This window comes from Nocardia abscessus NBRC 100374, from assembly GCF_000308455.1.
Taxonomy (GTDB): Bacteria; Actinomycetota; Actinomycetes; order Mycobacteriales; family Mycobacteriaceae; genus Nocardia; species Nocardia abscessus.
In genome coordinates this window covers 78,702-100,980 of record NZ_BAFP01000025.1, presented here as the reverse complement: position 1 = coordinate 100,980, position 22,279 = coordinate 78,702, and the positions used below count along the sequence as shown (strand labels likewise).

The window sequence follows — 22,279 nt, the reverse complement described above, 5'->3', positions numbered from 1 at the left end:
CCTCGGGGTCCACCCGACGCGGGGACATCCGGGCTCAACCGTCGGCAGTGCGGAAAGGCAGGTCCACGACCAGCGCGGTGGCGTTGTCTCTTCCTCCGGCCAGGAGGGCGTCGTCCACCAGGTTGTTCGCGATCGCGTGGGCTGTATGGCCCTGCGCGAGGATCGCTTTGACGGTGGCGATGCCCAGCGGCTTGTGTACGCCGTCGGTGCTCAGCAGCAGCCTGCCCGTGCTCGATCCGGTGGCGGCGTACCCGATGTCGTCCGGGCGGACCGTGCGCGCCGAGGTGGTGACCAGATGCCCCATTCGCGGCGTGGGAACGAGCCCGCGCGCTCGGTACAACTCGGCGACGGTGTGGTCGGTAGTGATCTGGTGCAGCGTCCGCCCGTTCCAGCGATACGCGCGACAGTCGCCGACCCAGGCAACTTCACAGGGGCCGTCGGGTCGACCGGCGGCAGGCGCCACCGCCACCACGAGCACACTGTCGGCCGAGGGTTCCGGCACCTCCCGCAGCAGTTCCTCTTGCGCCGCGAGAATTCCCGCTCGCGCTCCGTCGCGAGCTCCGGCGCGTGCCGCCGCGGCGGCCACCGTGCGGGCCGCCCGGGCGCCGAGCAGATGATCGCCGATGCCGTCGGCGACGACGTAGGCGGTGACTCCGGTCGTCGCGTTCGTCTCGATCGCGACCGCGTCGGCGTTGATGGACCGTGCCGAACGCCGAGTGGCCGACGCTCCCATGGCCGCGCCCAGCCACGATGTCTCGATCCGCGGCATGCTCGCGGTGGTGCCGGTGTGCATGGGCTGGTCTCCTCGGGGCTGGGGTCTGAGTGCTGCCGACCAGCACCCTTCAAGGAGACCGCGTCAGTATTTGGGCTTCGCCAGAGTCAGCCGTGTGAACGCTGAGAATTCGCTCTCGATCAGGTCACGGCCGTCATCCCGGTCCGCCGCCGCGGACCGGCAATTCACCGCACAGGCTGATATCGCGGCGCATTAATCGATCACCGCTGTACCTTGTGCCGCACTCCACACGTCGAAATGCGTTTCGCAACATTGTTTCCGGGTTCTGGCAATCAATCGGCTCACTGCACGTTGCCCGGCCCATTTACGTTCTCCGGCTGTGAAGCATGGGCGCACGCAGCGAACGACTCATCGATGCCGTCCACCTTCGACCGGGTCGGCTGGTCCGAGCCGAAAATTGTGCCGGATGCCGTGACGGCCGCAAACCCGGAGCCGTCGGCTCGCTATGTCCCAGCACGGTTGCCGTACGCGTGCGCGCTCACCCGTACACCGTGCTGTTGCAACCGAAAAACCTTCTCGCACACATGAATCGAAGCGTCGGCTCGAACTCGTGCGAACGATTCTGCCTGCGCACAACTTCGCACGCCGCTCCCGGGTGGGTCGCGGGCGTGTTCAGGAATGGAGCACTACGTGGTCATCGGTCCCGCCCAGGACGCTTCCCTACGCTCGGCGCCGATGCCGAGCCCGCCACGCGCGGGCGGGCCCACCTGGCTCCTGGTGGTCGGCGCGATGATCAGCATTCAACTCGGCGCGGTCATCGCCAAGCACTTGTTCTCCCTTGCCTCGCCCGTGACGGTCGCGTGTGCCCGGATCGTGCTGGCGGGGGCGTTCGCCATGCTGTTGTGGCGGCCCGCGCTGCGGATCGAGCGCACAGCGCTGCTTCCCATCGCCGGACTCGGGGTGTCCATCGCAGGCATGAACCTGTGTTTCTATGCGGCACTGGATCGCATTCCGCTGGGTATGGCGGTGACGATCGACTTCATCGGTCCACTCGCCATCGCCCTGATCGGGTCGCGGCGCCTACGCGACGCGCTGTGGGTGGCTCTCGCCGGAGCAGGTGTGTTGCTGCTGGTCGACAGCGAAGGGCCGGTGTCATGGAGCGGGGTGCTGTTCGCGGTGGCAGCCGGCGCGGGATGGGGCGCCTACATCGCCTGCAGCGCTGTGGTCGGCAGGCATACCGCCGGACACGACGGATTGGCGTTGGCGATGGGTCTCGGCGGGCTGCTCGCCTTACCGGTGGTGATCGCGGACAATGCTGTGGTGCTGGCGGATCCGACCTTCTTGCTGGGTGCCGCGGCGTTGGCCGTGCTCTCGTCGCTGGTGCCGCACGCCATCGAGATGGCGGCCCTGCGCCGGATCACTCCCGCGGCGTTCGGCGTCATGATGAGCTTGGAGCCCGCAGTGGCCGCGGGGGTCGGATTGCTCCTGCTCGGCGAGGACATGCGCGCGGCGCAGTGGCTGGGCATCGGCCTGGTGGTCATGGCGTGCGCCGGATCGGCGCGCGGCCCCCGCGGCGGCGGCTCGAACGGCACCGAGGTCAGGTGCGCTGAAATGGCGGTGTCCAGCACCGTGGACAGAGCGATATGAGTTTTCCGGGTGTCCATATCGCTGCCATGATTCCGTCGCCACTACCGACAGCATGATGACTAGGCACAACGCATTCGGCGAACCGGATTTCCGGTAGATCCCCGAGTTGTCGGTGACACAGACAACATTCGAAACTCGGTGGAATTCACCGCCTTACCGGCGGGTACGTGATCAAATGCTGAACAACTGTCGTCTCGAACCGCGGTGCCGCGCGCGGGTCCCAAGAATTCAGGAGGTTGTGACTGTGGTCGACGCAAGCGTGCCCACGCTGCGTCCGTCCGAGCTGGAAAGGTTGGCTCAGCTGGACGAACACAACGAACTTTCGGCCGAACATGTGCGAGCGACCTCGCAGCGGCTCGGCGTGCCGGAGGAAAACCTGTGGCGATGGCTGACGGACCGTCGCGGCGCCTCCGCGCCCACCACGCGGATCGATGTCCCCGAGCCTGCGACCACGCGGATCGATGTCCCGGAGCCCCCCACCAGGCACGTCGGCTACGGGCAGGGCAGTAACCGGCCATCCCGCATCATCACGCTCTCCGAAGCGATCGGGGGCGAGTTGCTGCCGCAGATCCCCGATGGCGACGTCACCACCTTCCGGGCGGATGCCTACCGAAGTCTGCCGTCGGCGGAGTTCGAGCGCATCGACGCCGTCTATTCCGACGGAATCCAGACGGCATGCCGGTGGCTTGCCGAACACACCGGGCAGCCGTGCAGGCACAACCTGAACCAGAACGGCGGTGGAAGCTGGCTGGGCCCCCGAGGGGCCGGTCTCGCCGAATACATGCTCGCGGTGCTGCAACCACGTCTCACCGCACCGGATCGCTTCCATCACGGCCGTGGCGCCGGTGTGGTGGACGAGTGGAGCGACATTCTGAGCCTGTACAGGTTCCTCGGCGGGCTGGTTGCCGACAGCCCCAGCCGTGGACACACGATCACCCGCCTGCGGGGCGCTCAAGCGGCGTTCCTGCTGCATGGTCTGCGACTCGACCTGCCGACAGATCTGCCGTACTCGGTCGGGCCGGGGCTGACGACGGTCCCGATCGACCACGACGTCATCGCCCGTGTCCGTGCCAGGACCACCGATCCGGTCGACGCGGCGGCGATCACCACCGCGCTCTTCACCGGCGCCACCGCGATGGAACTCAACGCGATTCCCTGTGTCGCGCTCACCGCGGACGCACTGATCTTCAACGGCCCGATCGGCTACACCCGTGCGTCCGACCTGTACGTGTGGGTGGTACCGCCGGTGGCGCGCCCGCTGCTCTACGAAGCCCGCGCCTACCAGGAATCGCGTGACACACCCAACGACAAACTGTTCGCCGGCGCCATCGGCGGAGCCGGTTTCCGCCTCCGCAGGCTCGCGGCGGCGTGCGAGGTGGTTCTCCCGGATCTGTACCACTGGCACCACAGCTGGATCCGCCATGCGGGACTGCTCCGGACGTCCGAGCAACCGACCCCGGCCCGGAATACCGATCTGCTGTTCGGATTGAAACTCGCACCCCGGCCCCGCCGCCGCCGAGCACGCTGAGCGAGAAGCCCACCCGAGCAGCCTCGGTGCGCAGCGCGAGGTCAGCCGACGTCGTCGAGGAGATGCCGGGGTGCGGCCTGGCGCCAGGAGTCGAGCACGATGGCTTCCAGCTCGTCTCGGTCGTCCAGGGCGGTGAGACGCGCGCGGACCCAGGCGTTGTTGGCTTCGTGAGCCGCGATCCAGAACTTGTCCGGTTCGGCGGCCACGAGTTCGTCGCGCTCGGCGATGGGGCACCGGACCGCCATCGAGGTCTCCGCCTCGGGGAGGGTGAGGAACAGTTTGCCGCCGACCCGGAAGGTCGGCATGCCCCAGGTGAACTGTTCGGACGTCTCCGGCAGCGACAGCGCGAACGTTCGGACATCGTCCCCGGTGAAACTCATGGACCGAATCTTTCCAGGCCGCAACGGAACTTCTGTACGCGGTCGAGGGCGCAGCGAGGTCGCCCGGGCGCCGCCGGGCACTGCGACCGTGGTTTTCCTACTGCTGGGCTGGGTATGCGGCCAGGAGGGTAGGAACGTCCGCGGTCGGAGGAGTTGCGGGCATGGAGTGGTTCACGGCGTCCGAATACTGGTTGAGCAGGCAGCTGCTGACCCGCGGCGTCGCGGCCGTCTACCTGATCGCCTTCCTCGTGGCCGCTCGGCAATTCCGGGCGCTGCTCGGTGAGCACGGCATGTTGCCAGTGCCGCGATGGCTGGCCCAGCGGCCCTTCCGGCAGACGCCGAGTATTTTCCATTTCCACTACTCCGACCGTTTCTTCGCCGCTGTGTGCTGGATCGGCGCGGCGCTGTCCGCGGCGATGCTGGCCGGCGCGGCCGACCTGGTGCCGCTGTGGGCGGCGATGCTGATGTGGGCGGCGTTGTGGGTGCTCTACCTGTCGATCGTCAACGTGGGCCAGGAATGGTACGCGTTCGGCTGGGAGTCGCTGCTGCTGGAATGCGGGTTCCTCGTGATCTTCCTCGGCAACGACCGGACGGCACCACCGGTTCTGGTGCTGTGGCTCGCGCGCTGGCTGCTGTTCCGCGTGGAGTTCGGCGCCGGACTGATCAAAATGCGTGGTGACCCGTGCTGGCGCGACCTGACCTGCCTCTACTACCACCACGAGACACAGCCGATGCCCGGGCCGCTGAGCTGGTTCTTCCACCACCTGCCCAAGCCGCTGCACCGGGCCGAGGTGGCGGGCAACCACTTCGCCCAGCTCGTCGTGCCCTTCGGGTTGTTCGCACCGCAGCCGGTGGCGAGCATCGCGGCGGCCCTGGTCATCATCACGCAGCTGTGGCTGGTGCTGTCGGGCAATTTCGCCTGGCTGAACTGGCTGACGATCGTGCTCGCCTGCGGCGCGATCAGCCCGCCCGCGGGAGCGGGGCTACCGGTGCCCGCCGCGCCGCCTCTGCCGGGACCGCCGCCGTGGTTCGTCGGCCTGGTCATCGCCTTCACCGTGCTGGTGGTGGTCCGCAGCTACCGGCCCGCGCGCAACCTGATCTCCCGCGACCAGGCCATGAACCGGTCGTTCGATCCCTACCACTTGGTCAACACCTATGGAGCGTTCGGCAGCATCGGCCGTACCCGCTTCGAGGTGGTCGTCGAAGGCACCGACGAGGCCACCGTCACCGACCGGACGCAGTGGCGGGAATACGACTTCAAAGGCAAACCCGGCGACCCACACCGCCTCCCACGGCAGTGGGCGCCATACCATCTGCGGCTGGACTGGCTGATGTGGTTCGCCGCTGCCTCGCCGCGGTACGCACAGCCGTGGCTCGGTCCGTTCCTCGCCCGACTGCTGGAGAACGATCCAGCCACACTGCGCCTGCTGCGGCACAACCCCTTCGACGAAGCCGCACCGCGCTTCGTCCGCGCGCAACTGTACCTGTACCGCTTCACCACCCCCCGCGAGTTGGCCCGTACCGGGGCGTGGTGGCACCGCACGCTGGTGAGTCCCTATTTCCCGCCCGTTTCCCTCGATGAACTGCGATATCGCAGCCATGCCCGACCGCAATGACGCGCGCTGGGCGCCTATGAGCGAAGGCCGCCCGGGTGGCGAGCCGCGCGGTCAGGGGCGGTGGCATTCGCCACAGTGGCGTGGCGACGATCGGCGGCGAAAGCGGGTATGCGATCGAGTGACGCAACCGACCGAAGGAGGATGTATGTCCATTTCGGCCTCGCGCTCGCAGTTTCGCGCCGACCGACGCGGTGACAGCGGAGATCCCGGCACCGAGGGTCCCGTCGAAACGACTGTCGCGGCATGGATCTTGATGCTGATCGTGCTGAGCGTTGCACTGGTACTGCTGTAAGGCACCGCCCCGCAGCGTGTTGCGCTGCCGTAACGGCGAAACGTGCGGCAGCGCAGCTGGTCCGGGTGGACGAAGAGAAGGAGTTCGATCTCTTGGAGGAAGTACTACGGCCGCTCATCGTCGTGTTCGGTACGGTCGCGATCACCGTTCTCGCCGGTCTGCTGATCGATCGACTCTTGCGGTACAGCGCGCGCAGACGTCCTGGTACCCAACTCCCCATGCTGTTGCGCCGGGTGCAATTGCCCGTGCAGGCATTGCTCGGCTCACTGGCATTGCACGCCACTTACCCACTGGCACAACTCGATCTACGCCAGGACGCGATGATCCGAACGGTCCTGGCCACCGCCGCGATCATGGCGGCGGCGTGGCTGGTCATCCGCGCCGCCGACGCCTTCGCGGAGAACATGCTGCGCTCCTATGCCCGGCGTACGCAGGAGATCACCCGGGTGCGGCAGTTGCGCACCCAGCTCGGTCTGGTGCGCCGCATCGTCACATCGGTCCTGGTGGTCACGACCGCCGCCGTGGCGATCCTGCTGCTGTTTCCCAGTCTGCGGACCCTGGGCACCTCGTTGCTGGCCTCGGCCGGGGTGATCGGAATCATCGCGGGCGTCGCCGCGCAGTCGACGCTGAGCAATCTGATCGCCGGTTTGCAGATCGCCTTCGGTGACTCGGTCAAGATCGGGGACACCGTCGTCGTGGAGGGGGAGTGGGGCATCGTCGAGGAGATCACCCTCGCGTTCCTGACAGTGCGGATCTGGGACGACCGGAGGCTGACCATGCCGGTCTCCTACTTCAACAACAAGCCGTACGAGAACTGGTCGCGTGGTGGCCCGGAGATCACCGGCACGGTCTTCTTGTACCTCGATCACAGCACTCCGGTGCCGCTGCTGCGCGAACACCTGGGGGAGTACCTGCGCGAGCGTGCGGACTGGGACGGCCGCGACTGGGGTCTGGTGGTCACCGACAGCACGCCCACGAATATCGTAGTGCGCGCGACGATGTCGGCGGCCAATGCCGACGACGTCTGGAACTTGCGCTGCGCGGTCCGGGAAGAACTGCTCGACTGGCTCGGCCGCAACCATCCGTACGCCCTGCCGAAGATCGCCACCGCGATCACCGAGCCCGCCACCGGCGACCGCCACTTGGCGCTGGCGGGCGGCCCTTCCGGCGACGATGGCGACGGTTACCGCGACTGACCCCGGCACCGGTCGATAGCCCCGCCCTGCTCTCGGCGTGACCGGCAGCGGGCGCTGGCCGCAAGAAGGGCGACCGCGGCCGAGGGCAGGGAGTCGCACGAGGAGATCTTGGCCGCTCGCCGTTCCGCCGGGTGCGGCGGACCGTCCATGAATTCACCCGTTCCTGGACGATCGAGCAGGCGATCGGTTATCTCTACTCCACCTCGCTGCCACTGCATCGGTTGCTCGGCGACCGGCGCAGCGCCTTCGAACAAGCGGTCACCGATGCCATGCTCGCGATCGACCCCACCGAATGCTTCCTCGAACCGGTCGCGTTGGAAGTGCTGACCGCTACCAAGAGCTAGGCCTCGTTCAGCGAGTCTGCACCGGTCCCGGCTGAGCCGGACAGGGTACGGCGCATCGATGGGTCAGGGCCTCGGGAGCGTATGCAAATTCACCCGGCTCAGCTGACCCGCCCGTACCTGCGCGGTCAGATACGTGTGCTCCGGTTGCCTGCGCCGATCCGTCGGAGAGCCGGGATTGAGCAGGCGCAATCCGGTGTCGGTGACACTGTCCCAGGGGATGTGACTGTGCCCGAAGACGAGCACGTCGGTGTCCGGGAACTTCCGGGCGCAGCGTTCCTCCCGGCCCTTCGCAGGCCCGGTCTCGTGCACGACCGCCAGCCTCAGCCCGTCGAGGTCGGCGTGGGCGATCTCGGGTAGCCGCGCGCGGAGTGCGGGACCGTCGTTGTTGCCGTAGACGCCGATGAGGCGTTCGCTGCGTGCTTCCAATCGGTCCAGCAGGGCGAGCTCCACCCAGTCGCCCGCGTGCACCACCACGTCGGCCGCGTCGACCTCGCGCCAGAGGGGCTCCGGCAGATCCCGCGCCCGCTTGGGCACATGCGTATCAGCGATGATCAGCAACCGCATGGTGACCGGTCTACCACGCGCCTCGGCCCACACCGCAGCGGTAGGTCGGGCAGGCGGGGATTATCCCGGCTGCCCAGCAGGCGCCGCGGCGCATTCCAGGAGTGAGATCAATCACATCTACTGTGCGGCTCGGTCGAGATTGGACGCCCGATCGTGGGTATGCCCCGGCGTGACGGTGGCGCGACGCGGCGCTCCGGTACGACAGATTCCATCGCGTAGTCCGGGAGGGCTTGTGTCTTCGATGATTTCGTTTCTCATGCTGATGCTCATGCTGCCGGGGATGGCGACCGTCGCGGCGTACGCGACGGTGGCGGTCAGCGTGTGGCTCGAGGAGCGTCGTGAGGCCGGCGACTCCGCAGTGCGTGTCGAAGCCCGCCGCTCGTAGGAAAAGCCGAGCTCAACGCTTTCGCGAGGCGCTGTCGCCACCTGCCTCGGCGAGGTGCGGCGCTCCAGTCGATACCCGTGGCCGCGGCGAAGGCGGCCGCGTCGGCGGAGGTCGTCGTCTTCGGGTTCTGCCGCGCCCAAGTGGTGAAGGCCGTGGTGAAGTCGCCGTCGCAGGCGTGCACCAGCAGGGGGAACCGACGCGCGATCTCGCCGGCCCGCTTGGACAACAGCGCGTTCGCCGCCGCGCCGACAGCCTCGGCGTCGAAACCCGCGGGTACCGGGGCCCCCGCGACCAGCGCCCGCACCAGCGCCGCTTGCCGCTCGGCCAGCGGCGCCGCGCCCGGTCCCGACAACGCGCTCACGCAGGTACCGCCCTGGCGCGGGTGGTGATCCGCGGCCGCCCGGCGGCCGCGGCGATGGCGTCCAGTTCGTCGAGCAGCTCGGAGGCGGGCGGGTAGTTGCCGTCGCGCTCCAGCATCAACGGCGCCGGGTGCGACGCGGCGAATTCCGCGACCAGCGCGAGAACTTCGGCGGGGAGGGGGTCGGTGTGGGTGTCGTGGTAGCGGCCGCCGGATTCGTGACCGCCCGCCACGTGGCAGTACGCCACGTGTTCGGCGGGCAGGCGCATGAGTTCGGCATGTGGGTCGCGCCCTCGGTTGCGAGCGTTCGCGTAGACGTTGGCGAGGTCGAGCAGGAGCAGAACACCGGTCCGCTCGACGAGTTCGGACAAGAATTCCGCTTCGGTGTACTCGTCGTCGGGCCAGTCGAACAGCGTGGCGATGTTCTCCACCGCCAGCGGGACGTCCAGGGCCATCCGGGTCCGGGCGATATTGGCGGTGAGTACGTCCAGCGCTTCCCTGGTGCGCGGTACCGGCAGCAGGTGGCCGGCTTCCAGACCACCCGCTCGGACGAAAGCGACATGTTCACTCACCAGTGGCGCGGCGACGGCCGAGGCGCAGGCCGCCAAGTGCTCGACGCGATGAGCCGCGACCGGCTCCGCGCCGCCGAGGGACAGTGATACGCCGTGCGGAACCACGGCGACGCCCCGCGCACGCAACGCCGCCAGTTCCTCGGGGACGGTGACCCGCCCGGCGCGGCGGGTATCGCTGGGCAACGACTCGGCGATGACCTCGCAGAATCCGAGCCCGTCCAATTCCGCGATCACTCCGCAGATTTCGGCCCGCCACCCGATGCCGAGCGCATTCGGCGGCAGCGGCCCGGACCGCTCAGCCACCACAACCGCCGCAACCGCCGCAGCCCCCGCCACCTCCGCCGCCGTCGCCACCGCTGTCACCACCGCCGCCCGAGGAGCTCGGCGGCACGACCGCCTGGGCGAGTCCGGGATCCAGCGCGATGAGCGCGCCGATGCCGAAGACGGCCGCCGCGAGCGCCGCGCTCTCGGCGCCGTAGGTCGCATAGGACGGTGAATTGCCCGGCCGCAGATGCCCGTTGCGCGCCGTCGCGGCGTCGCGGGCACGGACGCCGAGCGGGGTGAGCCGGGGCTTGCGCACCACCAGCCCGTAGCAGATCACCTGTGCGATCACCAGCACGACCAACAGACCCACCGGGTTGCCGTGCGAGGCGCCCGCGATGACGCGGACAATGCCGAGCGCGCCCGTGACCAGGATCGGCATTCCCGCATCGCGCAGCCCGTGGCGCATCGCGGGTCCCGGGAGGTACCCCAGGCCGACCATTCGGGTGCGCAGGGCGTCGACGGCGCCGGGCGATCCGTCGATGATCGCGCGGGCCGTCTTGCGCTGACCCGCCGCGAGCCGGTCGTACACCGACACGGTGAACGGATCCAGCCGCGCCCGCTCCTGCGCGGTGAGCGCGTGAACCGGCGCGGCCGCCGAATCGATCGCCTCGATACCGCGCAGCCGTGCCATCGCGGCCAGCGCGGCGTTCTGGTCGCCGAACAGCATGCCCACCTCGGGCAACGTCAGCTCCGCTCCCGGCGCGGTGACCGCCTCGGATTCCGGGTCCGCACGCGTGACCCTCGACCGAAGCCAGAACCCGGCGACCACCGCTACCAGCACCAGCGGCAGGTAGACGGACAGGAATTCCGTCCCGGAAATCCCCCAGGTATTGCCTGCCGCGACAAGCCCTTCCGAGCCCACCCCGTTGATCACGCTCATCGTCCACCTCGGAATCGGTCCAACCTGCCCTCAGTATCAGGCCCTATCGGTCCGCGCGCCATGGCGAATCGGCGCCGCGCGCACATGTCGCCGAAAGTTACGCCGACGCTCACCCACGACCGAGGCCGAGTTGCTCGGAAATCATCAGGGCGACCTCGGTCTCCAGCCGGTTGACCGTCAGCGGGTGGCCGAGCACTTCTTCGGCTCGGCGTATCCGGTAGTGGACGGTGTTCTTGTGGACGTGCATGCGGGCCGCGGCATCGGTGAGACTGCCGCGGGCGTCCAGGTAGGTCTGCACCGTCTCGCGCAGACGCGCGGTCGTCTCGTCGTCACGCATGAGGTCGCCGAGTACCCGGTGCACCCATGCCCTCGCGTCGGGCAGATGGTCGACCAGCAAGCTCGCAAGTGCGACTCGGGAGTGCAGCGTCAGCGCGCGGGTGGGATCCGCGACCAAGGCCAGGTTGCGGGCGCGCTGGGCGTCGCGGAAGGTCTGCCGGAAGCCGGCGAGTCCCGCTCCGGGATCGCCGACCGCGACGCGAATTCCGGGCCTGCGGCGCATGTCTCGCTCGAGCCGGTCGGCATCCAGCGACGGTTTGCCGACCGAGGAGATCCAGGCCCAGCAATTCTGTTCGTCGACCAATACCATCAGCGGGTTCTTCCCGGTCGCGGCGGTGAGCATCGCGGCACCGGCGTGCAGCAGGTCGGTCGTCGCCGATCCGGGTTTGCCCACCCAGATGATCGCGGCCATGTGCCACCCCCGCAGGGATGCGGCGAGCATTTGCTCCGCGGCGGCCAGATCGAGGTTGTCGGTGTCGAGCACCGCCCGGATCTGCGCCGCGCGGGTGTTGTCCGACCGCGCGTCCCAGCGGCGGCGTTCGCTTTCGTAGATGTCGATGACGCCTTCGATGACCTGATCGATGTAGCTGTTGACCAGCAGCGCGATGCGACTGGTGGTATCCAGTGCCAGGTCGGCGGGGGTCGCGGAGTGCCGGAGTAGGGCGATGGTCTGCTGCGTGAACATGTGCTCGCCGAGGCGATACGCGCGCAGAAGGGCCTCCAGGGACATTCCGTGCTGGGCGAACCGCCGGGCGTACTCGGCGGCGGCCGGTGGCACGGTGATGTTGTCGCGGGAGATGCTCAGGGCGAGCATGTCGAGGATCGCGGTGAGGTTGGACGCGGTGCTGGCGATCATCAGGCGGCGCACTTCGTCGTCGTGGCGGAACTCCGGGATCACCTCGGCGAACATCGAGGTCATCTCCGCGGTCAGCCGGTCGAGGTCGGCTTTGACGCGTGCGGCGACATCGCGGATGGTCGTGTCCACGTCAGCGCTCATGCCCGGACCGTACCGGAATCGGCACGGCGGCTCGGACGCATTCCTTCCGTTTGTGCCACCGGTACAAAGCCGGGCGAAAACTCTGGGATGCGGGCCCGTAGCCCTGCCCCGATATCGGACTTACCTTTGCAATGTAATTCACATCACACCATATCGGGTGAGGCTATCGTGCAGCAGGTTGTTGATTTACCGGATTTCCGCGCCACCTGGAATCCGTCGGGCCCATGTATTGCGGACGACCGTGCGCAGCTCGACAATGCGACATTCGCGAAACGCGTTCGCCGGGCAGCGGCTGTCCTGTACGCGCACGGGATTCGCGAAGGCGACGTCGTCGCTCTCGTTCTTCCGAACCGGATCGAATTCGTCGTTATTCTGTTCGCGGCGTGGCGGCTGGGCGCTGCCGTGACCCCGGTGAAGCCGGACGCCACCTTCGACGAGATCCGCTACCAGGTCGAAGACTGCGCGGCGAAGGTGGTGGTGACCGAGGGCGGGCGCGGAGCGGGGACGCTCGATTCGGCCGAGGTGGCCGGGCCCGAGGGCGAGTACACCGCCCCGGAAGCGGTGGCGCTCGATCCGGCCGCGCCGGCGCTGATCATCTACACCAGCGGCACCACGGGGCAGCCGAAGGGGGTTGTTCTCGACCACGCCAATGTGGCCGCGATGTGCGAGATGCTCGTCGAGGTCCTGGCGTTGAACGACACCGACCACAGTCTGCTGATCCTGCCACTGTTCCACGTCAACGGAATCGTGGTGAGCGTTCTGTCGCCGCTGCTCGCCGGTGGCCGGGCGACGATCGCGGGCCGCTTCTCGGCCTCGGCGTTCTTCGACGTGGTCGAACGGGTACGCCCGACGTACTTTTCGGCGGTTCCGGCCGTGTACGCCATGCTGGTCGCACAGCCGGCGAACCGGAGGCCGGACACCTCGTCGCTGCGCCGGGTGATCTGCGGGGCCGCGCCCATGCCCGCGGAATTGATCGCGCGGTTCGAAACCCGTTTCGGCGTGCCGATCGTCGAAGGCTACGGACTGTCCGAAGGTACCTGTGCCTCGACGCTGAACCCTCCGGGCGGCCCGCGCAAGCCGGGGACGGTCGGACTGCCACTGCCCGGGCAGACGGTGGCGATCATGGACGCCGAGGGCAGGCTCGTGGCCGACGGCGTGAGCGGCGAAGTGGTGATCCGGGGCGCCAACGTGATGCGCGGCTACCTCGGCAGGCCCGAGGCGACCGCGCAGACGGTGGTCGACGGCTGGCTGCACACCGGCGACGTCGGCTACTTCGACCCGGACGGATACCTCGTCCTGGTCGACCGGATCAAGGACATGATCATCCGGGGCGGCGAGAACATCTACCCCAAGGAGATCGAGAACGTCCTGCACACCCACCCCGCGGTACTCGAGGCCGCGGTGGTCGGGGCTCCTGATCCGGTCCTCGGCGAGGTCCCGGTCGCCCATGTGGTGACGATGCCCGGCGCCCGGGTCGGCGCCGATGAACTCGCGCAGCACTGCCGGAAGTCGTTGGCGCGTACGAAGGTGCCGGTGTCGATCGAAATCGTCGAGGCACTACCGCGGAATCCGGTCGGGAAGATCGACAAACGAAAACTTCGCGCACTCGTGGCCGAGCCGGTCACCACCGCATAGAAAACATCCGTTCGATCGCGAGCGAAATACCGCGCTCCGAACTCGTCTCCGTACGGGTTTCGCCTGCGCTCGACGTACTGGATAGGAAAGGTCCGGACAATGGGTTTCAAAACGGCGGATTTCCCGCCCGTGAATGTGGAGACATTTCTCGACCAGCCGCTGCGGGAGCGGATGAGAACGCTGGCCCTGCACTGGGTGGAATACGGTTTCGGAACACCGAAGATGATCCACACGATTTATCTGCTCAAGGTCGCGTTGGTCTCGGTGCTGGCCGGCGTCGCCCTGGCGACCTGGAGTTCGGGCGTCGGCCCGTTCTGGGAGGTCTCGGCGTGGTGGAACCAGCCGGTGGTCTACCAGAAGCTGGTGCTGTGGACCGTCCTGCTCGAAGCGCTCGGCATCGCCGGATCGTGGGGACCGCTCGCGGGCAAGTTCAAGCCGATGACCGGCGGCATCCTGTTCTACGCCCGGCCCGGCACGATCCGCCTGCGGCCCTGGCGGCGGGTACCGTTCACCGGAGGAGACGAGCGCACTGCCGTCGATGTGCTGCTGTACCTGGCGTTCCTGGCGACGCTGTCGGCGGCGATCGTGCTGCCCGGCGTGCCGAGCGCCTCGCTGAGCGCGGCGCTGCCGGACAACACATCCGGCTTGGTGAATCCGGCTCTGCTCGTCGCTGCGATCGTGCTGTACGTCCTGTGCGGCTTGCGGGACAAGACGATCTTCCTCAGCGCCCGCGGCGAGCAGTACCTGCCCGCACTCGTGTTCTTCGCGGTGCTGCCGTTCGTCGACATGATCATCGCGGCCAAGCTCCTGATCTGCGCGGTGTGGATCGGCGCCGGAGTGTCGAAGTTCGGGCGGCACTTCAGCAACGTCGTCCCGCCGATGGTCTCCAACAGTCCGGGTGTGCCGGCCAAGTGGATCAAGCGCTCGCACTACCGTGACTTCCCCCGGGACCTGCGCCCGTCGAAGGTCGCTTCGTTCCTGGCCCATGTCGGCGGCACCGCCGTCGAGATCGTCACACCGCTGGTGCTGCTGTTCTCCACCAACCATTGGCTGACCGTGGCCGGTGTGGTGCTGATGGTGGTGTTCCACGCATTCATCACCTCCACCTTCCCGCTGGCGGTGCCGTTGGAGTGGAACGTCCTGTTCGGCTACCTGACCGTCTTCCTCTTCCTGGGCTACCCCAACGACGGCGGCTACGGCCTCGGTGACATCTCCTCGCCATGGCTCGCCGCGCTGATCGTCGCGGCTCTGGTGTTCTTCCCCGTGCTCGGCAACCTGCGCCCGGACCTGGTGTCGTTCCTGCCGTCGATGCGGCAGTACGCGGGCAACTGGGCGTCGGCTCTCTGGGCCTTCGCGCCCGGCGCGGAGGAGAAGCTGAACACGATCCGGCGCCGTCCCACCGTGAATCAAGTCGACCAGCTGAAGGCCATGGGCTATCCGCCCGAGGTCGCGGAGATCACCATGCAGCAGACGATCGCGTGGCGCTCGATGCACAGCCAAGGCCGCGGCCTGTTCTCCCTGCTGTACAAGCACATTCCCGAGATCGACCGCTGGACCGTCCGGGAAGCGGAGTTCGGCTGCAACTCGCTGATCGGCTTCAATTTCGGCGATGGTCACCTGCACAACCTCGATCTGATCAACGCGGTGCAATCCCGAGTCGGGTTCGCGCCGGGCGAGTGGATCGTGGTGTGGGTGGAGTCGCAGCCGATCCACCGGGGTATCCAGCGGTATCAGGTCATCGACGCGGCGATCGGTGTAGTCGAACGCGGCACCTGGCAGGTGCGTGACGCGGTCGAGGCGCAGCCTTGGCTGCCCGACGGCCCGATCCCGCACGAGGTGACGTGGCGGCTGGCGGGATACACCGTGCCGACGCCGCCCGACGAATCGGCTCGGGAACTCGCGCCGCAGACTGTCGGTTGAGACCACCACCAGGACGGGAGAGCGACATGAGCACCGCGGTCGTGGTCGGTAGCGGCCCCAACGGTTTGGCCGCGGCCATCACCTTGGCGCGCGCCGGGCTGGAGGTCACCGTGCTGGAGGGCGCCGACGAGATCGGCGGCGGCACCCGCACCAGCGAGGCGATCGTGCCGGGCCTGCTGCACGACCACTGCTCGGCCGTTCACCCGATGGCCGTGGGCTCTCCCTTCCTGCGTGGCCTCGACCTGGAGCGCTACGGATTGTCCTGGGCGTGGCCGGAGGTCGACTGCGTTCATCCGCTCGACGACGGCACCGCCGGTGTGCTGCTCCGCTCGGTCGCCGAGACCGCGGCCGGTCTCGGCGGCGACGGCCGCGCGTGGCGGCTGCTGTTCGAACGCACGACGGCAGGCTACGACCGGATGAGCGCCGACATCATGCGGCCGTTGCTGCGCCTGCCCCGCCATCCCTTCCAGCTGGCCCGCTTCGGGATTCCCGCCCTGACCCCGGCCACGCTGCTGGCGGGACTGTTGCGCACCGAGCAGGCCCGAGGGCTGTTCGGCGGCGTCGCCGCCCACACCTTCCATCCGCTGCACCGGCCGCTCAGCGCGAGTATCGGACTGGGCATCATCACCGCGGGTCACACCTACGGCTGGGCGGTCGCCGCCGGCGGATCCCAGCGGATCACCGAGGCCATGGCGGCGTACCTCGGCGACCTCGGCGGAAAGATCGAAACCGGTGTCCGCGTGCGGTCGGGGTCCGATCTGCCCCCGGCCGACCTGACGATGTGGGACCTGGCGCCCACCGCGCTCGCGGAGATCCTCGGCGACCGGCTACCGCCGCGAATCGCGAAGGCGTACCGAAGTTTTCGATATGGACCGGGCGCCTTCAAAGTCGACTTCGCGGTCCACGGCGGCGTGCCGTGGACCGCGGAGGCCGCGCGACGAGCGGGGACGGTGCACCTCGGCGGCACGTTCGCGGAGATCGCCGCCACCGAACGCGATATCCACCGCGGCCGGATGCCCGAGCGTCCCTTCGTGCTGGTTGGGCAGCAGTATCTCGCCGATCCACATCGTTCGGCCGGTGACATCCATCCGATCTGGGCCTATGCCCACGTCCCGCACGGCTACCGCGGCGACGCGACGGCGGCGATCACGGCTCAGATCGAACGCTTCGCACCGGGGTTCCGCGACCGCGTCGTCGGGACCAGCGTGCGCAGCGCGACCGAATTCGCCGACTACAACCCCAACTATGTCGGCGGCAACATCATGACGGGCGCGAAAGACATACCGCAGCTGGTGTTCGGTCCACGAAAGACCCTGCAGCCCTATGATGTCGGTGTTCCCGGTCACTACATATGCTCTGCCGCTACACCACCGGGTCCGGGAGCGCACGGGATGTGCGGTGCGAACGCCGCGCAGCGGGCCCTGCGCCGAGCGGGTTTCCGACAGTCATCGCCGTTCGTGCGCAGTAACCCGTCCGGGCCGCAGTAGCGTCGGCATGGAGGAATCCGGTTCGTCCGTGCAATCCGGCCTCGGCCGTACCTGTGGCTCGGTTACGTCCTCGGGCCGACCCCCGCCGCGCCTCGCCTGAGTGCGGTGGGCTCGTGTCCTCCCCAGGAAACCGACCGGTGTTTGCGACCAGCCGGTTTCCTTTGGATCTGCGAGGGAAACCGGGACGACATGGGAGCCGATGACAAGAGCCGGGTCACGGAAGATGTCCTGCGCCGACTGCTGGAGACCACCGAACCGGACGCACGCTTGGTCCTCGAAGAGGGGCAAGTGCGCATCGAACACAGTTCCGGGCTCGAACCGCGCGGGATGCTGATCGTGTCGCGGACCGATCTGGCCGACCGGCTCGGTGCCGATCCGACCCCCGCCGCGCTGGCCGAAGCAGCCGCCGAGCTGGACAGTGAAGTCCGCCTCCGGGGCGCCTGAACCGAGACTGCCGTCCTGGAGGTCGCGGACGTCGCCACACCGGGCCACTCCCGCCCCTCGACTGCGACGGGACGAGGCCCCCAGCCGGTTGTGACCGCTGAATCCGCAGAGGCAGACCGGGGTTCGTGGACCGCCGGGCCGAGGTCGGGATCGTAGCGTTCGGCGATCGGTGGCGTACTTCTCGCGATCCGTTGAGTTCTCCGGAGCGGGTCACTCAGCAGCGGCATCCGAAGTCTTCCGGGCCGCCCGCTCAGTTCCGGCGCGGCAACCGCATCCGGTGACTTGTAGGGTTCACGAAGAGCCGGAAGCTTATCCGGCGCAGGCGCGGAGGAAGGGATAGCGGGGATGTCGGACGCTTCGGTCGAGGTGCTCCTGGACGACTTCGAGGACAAGGACAACTGGGAGGTCGCCGGCGGCGGGGCGGACCGGACGCATCTCACGACGTTCGCCGAGGGCGCGCCCAGCAAGCGGCCCGGCGTGTACGCCGACGGCGTCGCGGGGGCCGATCACCGGGCACTCGTGCTGCTGATCCGCTCGGCCGCCGATGATCTCGCGGTCGACCTCGTGGCGAAGCCTGGACAGTCGTTCTCGATCGCCGGACGATTGGCCGCGCTGAACCTGTGGGTGCGCTCACCGCACGCGTCGATCCAGGTGTCGGCACGGTTGCACAGCGCCGGACAGGGCGAGCGAGAGTTGGTTCTGGGGGACATCTCCGCGACCGGAGAATGGCAGCGGCTCGAACACGAACTGGCCGAAACCTGCGACGACAGCGACCTGGTCGCGTTGACGATCCGGCTCACCCAAGTGGTGAAGCGGGAAGGGGAAGTCATGATTCTGCTCGACGACTTGACCGTCCGCACCACGACTTAGGCATTGGAGGGGCATCGTAGGCCCTTGACGATGGCCCCCCGGACCGACCACCAGCTGTAGCCCATGGGGCGAAGGCTCCCCGGGCGGTCCGGTAAACGTCCAGTGCTTGAGCGTGTTTCAGGATCGGCTGCCCGAAGTCGTCCGGACGGCGGCCCGGGTGCGCACTGATCAGTGCGCCGACGAACAGGTGCGCACAAACTGTGCGGCCGAGCTGTCGTCGGCGCGCTCGGGTGCGGCAGTGGGCGATGTGGCCACACGGTCGACCGATCGGGCCGCCGCATCGCCTCGGCCGCAACATCTTTCATATTCGGGGTGCGCGGCGCAGTCTCGGCGGGTTCCGATTGCTGGATTGCGGGGCGGTCAAGGGCGTATCTGTATGACGATTCTGCCCGCTCGATCGCCGGGATCCATTTGCCTCCACAGTCTTCGGGCATGTACAGGATCTGTCCGGCCGCCCTGCCTGCTCGGTCATCGCAGGTCCAGGTGCGAACCGGAGGGATGCGCGACCCTGAGCTCCGGTCGAGGTCTACCGGAAGTAGGCGTCTTCTTCGGCCGTTCCGGTGAGCAGTCGAAGGCCATCGGGTAGCTAAAAGTGTGCTAGTTGAGGAATGGCAGGTGGGGCGGCGCCGGATGCGAGCGTGGGCCACCGTTCGGCAACCGGCTCGCCGAACTATGTGCCGTTGGCGCCTGTCATATGTGTTCCTACGGTGCGGCTCCGTACTTTTGGCCTGTCGAGGTCGCCGCCGGGAGTGCCTTCGTGATCTTGCCATCCAGACCGCTCCAGCCAACGAAGAGATTGGGGTAGCTGAATGTTGACCATGGACTGATCGTGAAGGAGGAGGGTGATGAACGCGATGACCTGCACAGTGGCCGTCGTCGGAGCGGGCTTCGGTGGCATCGGGATGGGAGTCGGGTTACGACGTGCCGGGATCACCGACTTCGTGATCTTCGAGGGGGGCTGCGACGTCGGTGGTGTCTGGCGGGACAACACCTATCCGGGTTGCTCCTGTGATGTGCCTTCCCACCTGTACTCGTTCTCCTTCGCGCCCTACCGCAGTGGTCGCATCCGGTATCCGCGCCAGGGGGAGATCCTGGACTACCTGCGCCAGGTCGCCGCCGACCATGGTTTGGCGCCGCACCTGAGGTTGAACACCGCGATCATGGCGGCCACCTATCTGGAAAGCCGGGGGTGCTGGGAACTGATCACTTCCTGCGGACAGCGCGTGCTCGCCGACGTCGTGATCTTCGCCGTCGGACAGCTGCACCGGCCGAACATCCCCGATATCGCGGGCCGGGCCGACTTCGCCGGAGCGTCTTTCCATTCCGCGCGATGGGATCACGACCAGGACCTAAATGGAATGGACGTGGCCGTGATCGGTACCGGCTCGAGCGCGGCGCAGATGCTGCCCACCTTGGCCGCGACCGCCCGCCGCGTCCGTGTCTTCCAGCGCACACCGCACTGGGTACTGCCCAAACCGCCGCAGGATTTCGGACCGCTGGCCCGAGCGGCGTTGCGGCTGCCCGGCGCGCACGGTCTCTACCGCCGCGCCCTCTACTACGGCGCCGACGTCGTGCTCGCGCCGATCATGCACCGGGGCTGGTCGGCGCGGCCCGCGGAATGGGCCGCGCGCCGCTACCTGCGCAGCCGGGTCCCGGACCCGCGGCTGCGTGCGAAGCTCACTCCCGACTATCCGATCGGTGGCAAGCGCATCATCTTCGACAGCCACTACTACTCGGCATTGAGCAACGATAACGTCGAACTGATCACCGCACCCATCACCCGGATCGTGTGCGACGGCCTCCGCACCGAAGACGGCGCGCACCATCAGGCCGATGTGATCATCTATGCCACGGGCTTCCGCGCCCCGGAATTCCTGGTCCCGGTCACCGTGCGCGGACGTGGGGGAGCGCTCCTGCACGACCAATGGCGCACCGGCGCGGAAGCGCTACTGGGTGTGGCGGTCCCCGGCTACCCGAATGCCTTCCTGATCGCCGGACCGAACAGCTTCAACCCGGCGGGCAGCAACCCGGGGATGAAGGAACACCAGATCGACTACATCATCCGGTGCCTGCGCTGGCGTGACCGGATCGGCGCGGCCGCCATCGAGGTCCGTGCAGCCGCGATGCGGGCACACCAGCAGTGGATCGAGCGGGCTGTCGCGAAGACGGTGTGGCCCGTTACGGGGCGGAGCTGGTACAAGCACGACAGCGGGCGCGTCACCAATCCCTGGCCCGCCTCGGCCCGCACCTTCGAGCGCGCATTGCGGCGACCGCCCTCCGCGTCGTTCTGCGCTGTTCCGCTCGATCCGGCGACATCCGATCGGAAGTCACCGGACCGAGCGAAGCGGAGGAACGCCTCGGCCGGGCCGGTAGCGCCCGGACCGGAAACGACCGAGGTGATTCGCGCCGACTGAGGCGCGAACCACTACCGCGCCGGCTCGGTCGGTGCCCGCCCCGGTGTGCGGGATTCGTAGAGCGAGACGTGCCAGGCGCAGCCGGGCGCCGGGCGCAGGACCGCACGTCGTTCGTGCGGGCCGGTGACCGGCGGTAGTGCCTCGAAACCGTTGGCCCGCAGCCGGTTCAACACGATATCGAGGTCGTCGACCTTGATCGCGAGGAACGGAGTGTCGTCGTCGCGGTCGGTGCCCGCGAGCATGACGCGGACGCCGCCGCTGTCGAACTGAGCCCAGCGGTCGCCGTCGAGGACGGTGGGTCCGGCGCCGAAGACGGCGGTCATCAGGGCCACGGCGGCGGGCAGGTCGTCGGTGGGGAAGGCGGGGCCGATCCGCTGGATCGTCATGGGTGCTCCCTGGCAGGTCGTGGGGCGGGTTCGTTCCTGGCGTGCGCGGCACGAATCGCCGAGTAGATGGTGGTGTTCGCCCGCACCGACTCGGGCAGGTGGCCTGCCATGCTCATGAAGCCGTGGAACATCCCGTCGTATCGGTGGATCTCGGCTTCCACACCGGCGTTCCTCAGCCGCTGCCCGTAGTTCTCGCCCTCGTCGCGCAACGGATCGAACTCGGCGGTGACGATGTTCGCGGGCGGCAGTCCGGACAGGTCGGCGGTCAGCGGGTTCGCGTACGGGTCGGCGCCGTCGTGCGAGCCGAGGTACTGACTCCAATACCAGCGCAGGTGCGCGGCGGTGGTGAAGTAGCCCTCGGCGTTCGCGCGGTAGGACTCGGTGGCGCAGGCCGGGTCGAGCATGGGATACAGCAGCAGTTGCCGGGCGATCCTCGGGCCGCCGCGATCCCGTGCCATCAGCGCCGTGACGGCGGCGAGATTGCCGCCCGCGCTGTCCCCGGCCACGACGAGGCGGGCGGGATCGCCACCCAACGACTCGGCGTGGTCGGCCACCCAGCACAGCGCCGCGTACGCGTCCTCGGCCGCCGCCGGAAATCGGTGTTCGGGCGCCTGGCGGTAGTCCACCGACACCACGATCGCGTCCGCTCCGACGGCCGTGGCCCGGCAGAACTGGTCATGGCTGTCGAGGCTGCAGATGACGAATCCGCCGCCGTGGCAGAACATCACGACCGGTGCGGGCCGCGGCGCGCCTTCGGGCCGGTAGATCCGGACCCGGATCTCGGATTCGCCCGGTGGACCGGGAATCCGCCGCTCCCGCACCTGCGCGACGGGAATCGGCTCGGCGGCGGGTGCGGGGCGAGCGTCGAGCAGCCGCCGCGCCTCGGCGGCGTCGAGCACTTCGGTGCCCAATGCGGGGAACGCGGCGGCGGCGGCATCGACGATCACCTGCGCCTCGGGCGTCAGCGGCAT

Annotated in this window: 21 protein-coding genes; 12 read left to right on the top strand and 9 right to left on the bottom strand. The window is 68.2% G+C overall.

Annotated features, from left to right (window positions below):
- Positions 1–34: 34 nt before the first annotated feature.
- A complete protein-coding gene (locus ON19_RS04335; RefSeq protein WP_051168517.1) occupies positions 35–793 on the bottom strand; it encodes a PP2C family protein-serine/threonine phosphatase in 759 nt (252 codons plus the stop codon).
- Positions 794–1,468: 675 nt separating this feature from the next.
- Here ON19_RS04335 and ON19_RS04330 point away from each other — a divergent pair.
- Together ON19_RS04330 and ON19_RS04325 are read left to right on the top strand one after the other, a co-directional pair.
- Positions 1,469–2,380 carry an EamA family transporter gene (locus tag ON19_RS04330; RefSeq protein WP_083899134.1) on the top strand — a complete coding sequence of 304 codons (912 nt, stop codon included), beginning with the start codon at positions 1,469–1,471 and terminating at the stop codon, positions 2,378–2,380.
- 244 nt (positions 2,381–2,624) lie between these two features.
- On the top strand, positions 2,625–3,908 hold the full coding sequence (locus tag ON19_RS04325; RefSeq protein WP_157229585.1) for a hypothetical protein: 1,284 nt from the start codon (positions 2,625–2,627) through the stop codon (positions 3,906–3,908).
- Between the two features lie 41 nt (positions 3,909–3,949).
- Here the strand turns inward: ON19_RS04325 and ON19_RS04320 are convergent, their stop codons facing one another.
- Positions 3,950–4,288, bottom strand: coding sequence for an MmcQ/YjbR family DNA-binding protein (locus tag ON19_RS04320; protein ID WP_043687088.1), 339 nt, complete (start codon positions 4,286–4,288; stop codon positions 3,950–3,952).
- A gap of 161 nt (positions 4,289–4,449) precedes the next feature.
- Between ON19_RS04320 and ON19_RS04315 the strand changes: the two genes are divergently transcribed.
- From ON19_RS04315 to ON19_RS04305, 4 genes are all read left to right on the top strand, one after another.
- On the top strand, positions 4,450–5,904 hold the full coding sequence (locus ON19_RS04315) for a lipase maturation factor family protein (protein WP_043687084.1): 1,455 nt from the start codon (positions 4,450–4,452) through the stop codon (positions 5,902–5,904).
- 145 nt (positions 5,905–6,049) lie between these two features.
- On the top strand, positions 6,050–6,196 hold the full coding sequence (locus ON19_RS41645) for a hypothetical protein (RefSeq protein ID WP_157229584.1): 147 nt from the start codon (positions 6,050–6,052) through the stop codon (positions 6,194–6,196).
- A 65-nt stretch (positions 6,197–6,261) separates the two neighbouring features.
- The gene (locus ON19_RS04310) at positions 6,262–7,392 is read left to right on the top strand and encodes a mechanosensitive ion channel family protein (protein ID WP_227954735.1); all 1,131 of its coding nucleotides are present in this window, start codon (positions 6,262–6,264) and stop codon (positions 7,390–7,392) included.
- A 131-nt stretch (positions 7,393–7,523) separates the two neighbouring features.
- Positions 7,524–7,736 carry a hypothetical protein gene (locus ON19_RS04305; protein ID WP_043687081.1) on the top strand — a complete coding sequence of 71 codons (213 nt, stop codon included), beginning with the start codon at positions 7,524–7,526 and terminating at the stop codon, positions 7,734–7,736.
- A 63-nt stretch (positions 7,737–7,799) separates the two neighbouring features.
- Here ON19_RS04305 and ON19_RS04300 read toward each other — a convergent pair whose 3' ends face one another.
- From ON19_RS04300 to ON19_RS04280, 5 genes are all read right to left on the bottom strand, one after another.
- Positions 7,800–8,300: a metallophosphoesterase family protein gene (locus ON19_RS04300; protein ID WP_043687079.1), complete on the bottom strand. Its 501-nt coding sequence runs from the start codon at positions 8,298–8,300 to the stop codon at positions 7,800–7,802.
- 314 nt (positions 8,301–8,614) lie between these two features.
- Positions 8,615–9,046 carry an SCO6045 C-terminal-like domain-containing protein gene (locus tag ON19_RS41640; protein WP_157229583.1) on the bottom strand — a complete coding sequence of 144 codons (432 nt, stop codon included), beginning with the start codon at positions 9,044–9,046 and terminating at the stop codon, positions 8,615–8,617.
- A complete protein-coding gene (locus ON19_RS04290; protein WP_043687187.1) occupies positions 9,043–9,897 on the bottom strand; it encodes an MbnB/TglH/ChrH family RiPP precursor modification enzyme in 855 nt (284 codons plus the stop codon). The genes ON19_RS41640 and ON19_RS04290 overlap by 4 nt, the downstream gene beginning before the upstream one ends.
- A gap of 13 nt (positions 9,898–9,910) precedes the next feature.
- Positions 9,911–10,819 (bottom strand): TIGR04222 domain-containing membrane protein, encoded by a 909-nt coding sequence (locus ON19_RS43225; protein WP_051168516.1) that lies wholly within the window; start codon positions 10,817–10,819, stop codon positions 9,911–9,913.
- 109 nt (positions 10,820–10,928) lie between these two features.
- The gene (locus tag ON19_RS04280; protein ID WP_043687070.1) at positions 10,929–12,152 is read right to left on the bottom strand and encodes a PucR family transcriptional regulator; all 1,224 of its coding nucleotides are present in this window, start codon (positions 12,150–12,152) and stop codon (positions 10,929–10,931) included.
- 168 nt (positions 12,153–12,320) lie between these two features.
- On the opposite strand from ON19_RS04280, the gene ON19_RS04275 reads away from it, so the two are divergent.
- The 6 genes from ON19_RS04275 to ON19_RS04250 all read left to right on the top strand — a co-directional run bounded on the left by ON19_RS04275 (position 12,321) and on the right by ON19_RS04250 (position 20,922).
- Complete coding sequence (locus ON19_RS04275; protein ID WP_043687069.1) at positions 12,321–13,787, top strand: class I adenylate-forming enzyme family protein; 1,467 nt, start codon at positions 12,321–12,323, stop codon at positions 13,785–13,787.
- Between the two features lie 99 nt (positions 13,788–13,886).
- Positions 13,887–15,707: a DUF3556 domain-containing protein gene (locus ON19_RS04270; protein WP_043687068.1), complete on the top strand. Its 1,821-nt coding sequence runs from the start codon at positions 13,887–13,889 to the stop codon at positions 15,705–15,707.
- Between the two features lie 26 nt (positions 15,708–15,733).
- Positions 15,734–17,194 carry a phytoene desaturase family protein gene (locus ON19_RS04265; RefSeq protein WP_051168515.1) on the top strand — a complete coding sequence of 487 codons (1,461 nt, stop codon included), beginning with the start codon at positions 15,734–15,736 and terminating at the stop codon, positions 17,192–17,194.
- 189 nt (positions 17,195–17,383) lie between these two features.
- On the top strand, positions 17,384–17,638 hold the full coding sequence (locus tag ON19_RS04260; protein ID WP_043687065.1) for a hypothetical protein: 255 nt from the start codon (positions 17,384–17,386) through the stop codon (positions 17,636–17,638).
- Between the two features lie 345 nt (positions 17,639–17,983).
- Complete coding sequence (locus ON19_RS04255; protein ID WP_043687061.1) at positions 17,984–18,508, top strand: hypothetical protein; 525 nt, start codon at positions 17,984–17,986, stop codon at positions 18,506–18,508.
- Positions 18,509–19,353: 845 nt separating this feature from the next.
- A complete protein-coding gene (locus ON19_RS04250) occupies positions 19,354–20,922 on the top strand; it encodes a flavin-containing monooxygenase (protein WP_063709392.1) in 1,569 nt (522 codons plus the stop codon).
- 11 nt (positions 20,923–20,933) lie between these two features.
- Here ON19_RS04250 and ON19_RS04245 read toward each other — a convergent pair whose 3' ends face one another.
- Complete coding sequence (locus ON19_RS04245; protein ID WP_063709391.1) at positions 20,934–21,308, bottom strand: VOC family protein; 375 nt, start codon at positions 21,306–21,308, stop codon at positions 20,934–20,936.
- Positions 21,305–22,279 carry a LipP1 family hormone-sensitive lipase gene (gene lipP1 / locus ON19_RS04240; RefSeq protein ID WP_051168514.1) on the bottom strand — a complete coding sequence of 325 codons (975 nt, stop codon included), beginning with the start codon at positions 22,277–22,279 and terminating at the stop codon, positions 21,305–21,307. Before lipP1 ends, ON19_RS04245 begins: the two co-directional genes overlap by 4 nt.

Bases quoted from the DNA above. Each gene is read 5' to 3' on its own strand.
- ON19_RS04335 (WP_051168517.1), bottom strand. From the start codon at position 793: ATGCACACCGGCACCACCGCGAGCATGCCGCGGATCGAGACATCGTGG.
- ON19_RS04330 (WP_083899134.1), top strand. From the start codon at position 1,469: ATGCCGAGCCCGCCACGCGCGGGCGGGCCCACCTGGCTCCTGGTGGTC.
- ON19_RS04320 (WP_043687088.1), bottom strand. From the start codon at position 4,288: ATGAGTTTCACCGGGGACGATGTCCGAACGTTCGCGCTGTCGCTGCCG.
- ON19_RS04315 (WP_043687084.1), top strand. From the start codon at position 4,450: ATGGAGTGGTTCACGGCGTCCGAATACTGGTTGAGCAGGCAGCTGCTG.
- ON19_RS41645 (WP_157229584.1), top strand. From the start codon at position 6,050: ATGTCCATTTCGGCCTCGCGCTCGCAGTTTCGCGCCGACCGACGCGGT.
- ON19_RS04300 (WP_043687079.1), bottom strand. From the start codon at position 8,300: ATGCGGTTGCTGATCATCGCTGATACGCATGTGCCCAAGCGGGCGCGG.
- ON19_RS43225 (WP_051168516.1), bottom strand. From the start codon at position 10,819: ATGAGCGTGATCAACGGGGTGGGCTCGGAAGGGCTTGTCGCGGCAGGC.
- ON19_RS04280 (WP_043687070.1), bottom strand. From the start codon at position 12,152: ATGAGCGCTGACGTGGACACGACCATCCGCGATGTCGCCGCACGCGTC.
- ON19_RS04270 (WP_043687068.1), top strand. From the start codon at position 13,887: ATGGGTTTCAAAACGGCGGATTTCCCGCCCGTGAATGTGGAGACATTT.
- ON19_RS04265 (WP_051168515.1), top strand. From the start codon at position 15,734: ATGAGCACCGCGGTCGTGGTCGGTAGCGGCCCCAACGGTTTGGCCGCG.
- ON19_RS04260 (WP_043687065.1), top strand. From the start codon at position 17,384: ATGGGAGCCGATGACAAGAGCCGGGTCACGGAAGATGTCCTGCGCCGA.
- ON19_RS04255 (WP_043687061.1), top strand. From the start codon at position 17,984: ATGTCGGACGCTTCGGTCGAGGTGCTCCTGGACGACTTCGAGGACAAG.
- ON19_RS04250 (WP_063709392.1), top strand. From the start codon at position 19,354: ATGAACGCGATGACCTGCACAGTGGCCGTCGTCGGAGCGGGCTTCGGT.
- ON19_RS04245 (WP_063709391.1), bottom strand. From the start codon at position 21,308: ATGACGATCCAGCGGATCGGCCCCGCCTTCCCCACCGACGACCTGCCC.
- lipP1 (WP_051168514.1), bottom strand. From the start codon at position 22,279: ATGCCGCTGACGCCCGAGGCGCAGGTGATCGTCGATGCCGCCGCCGCC.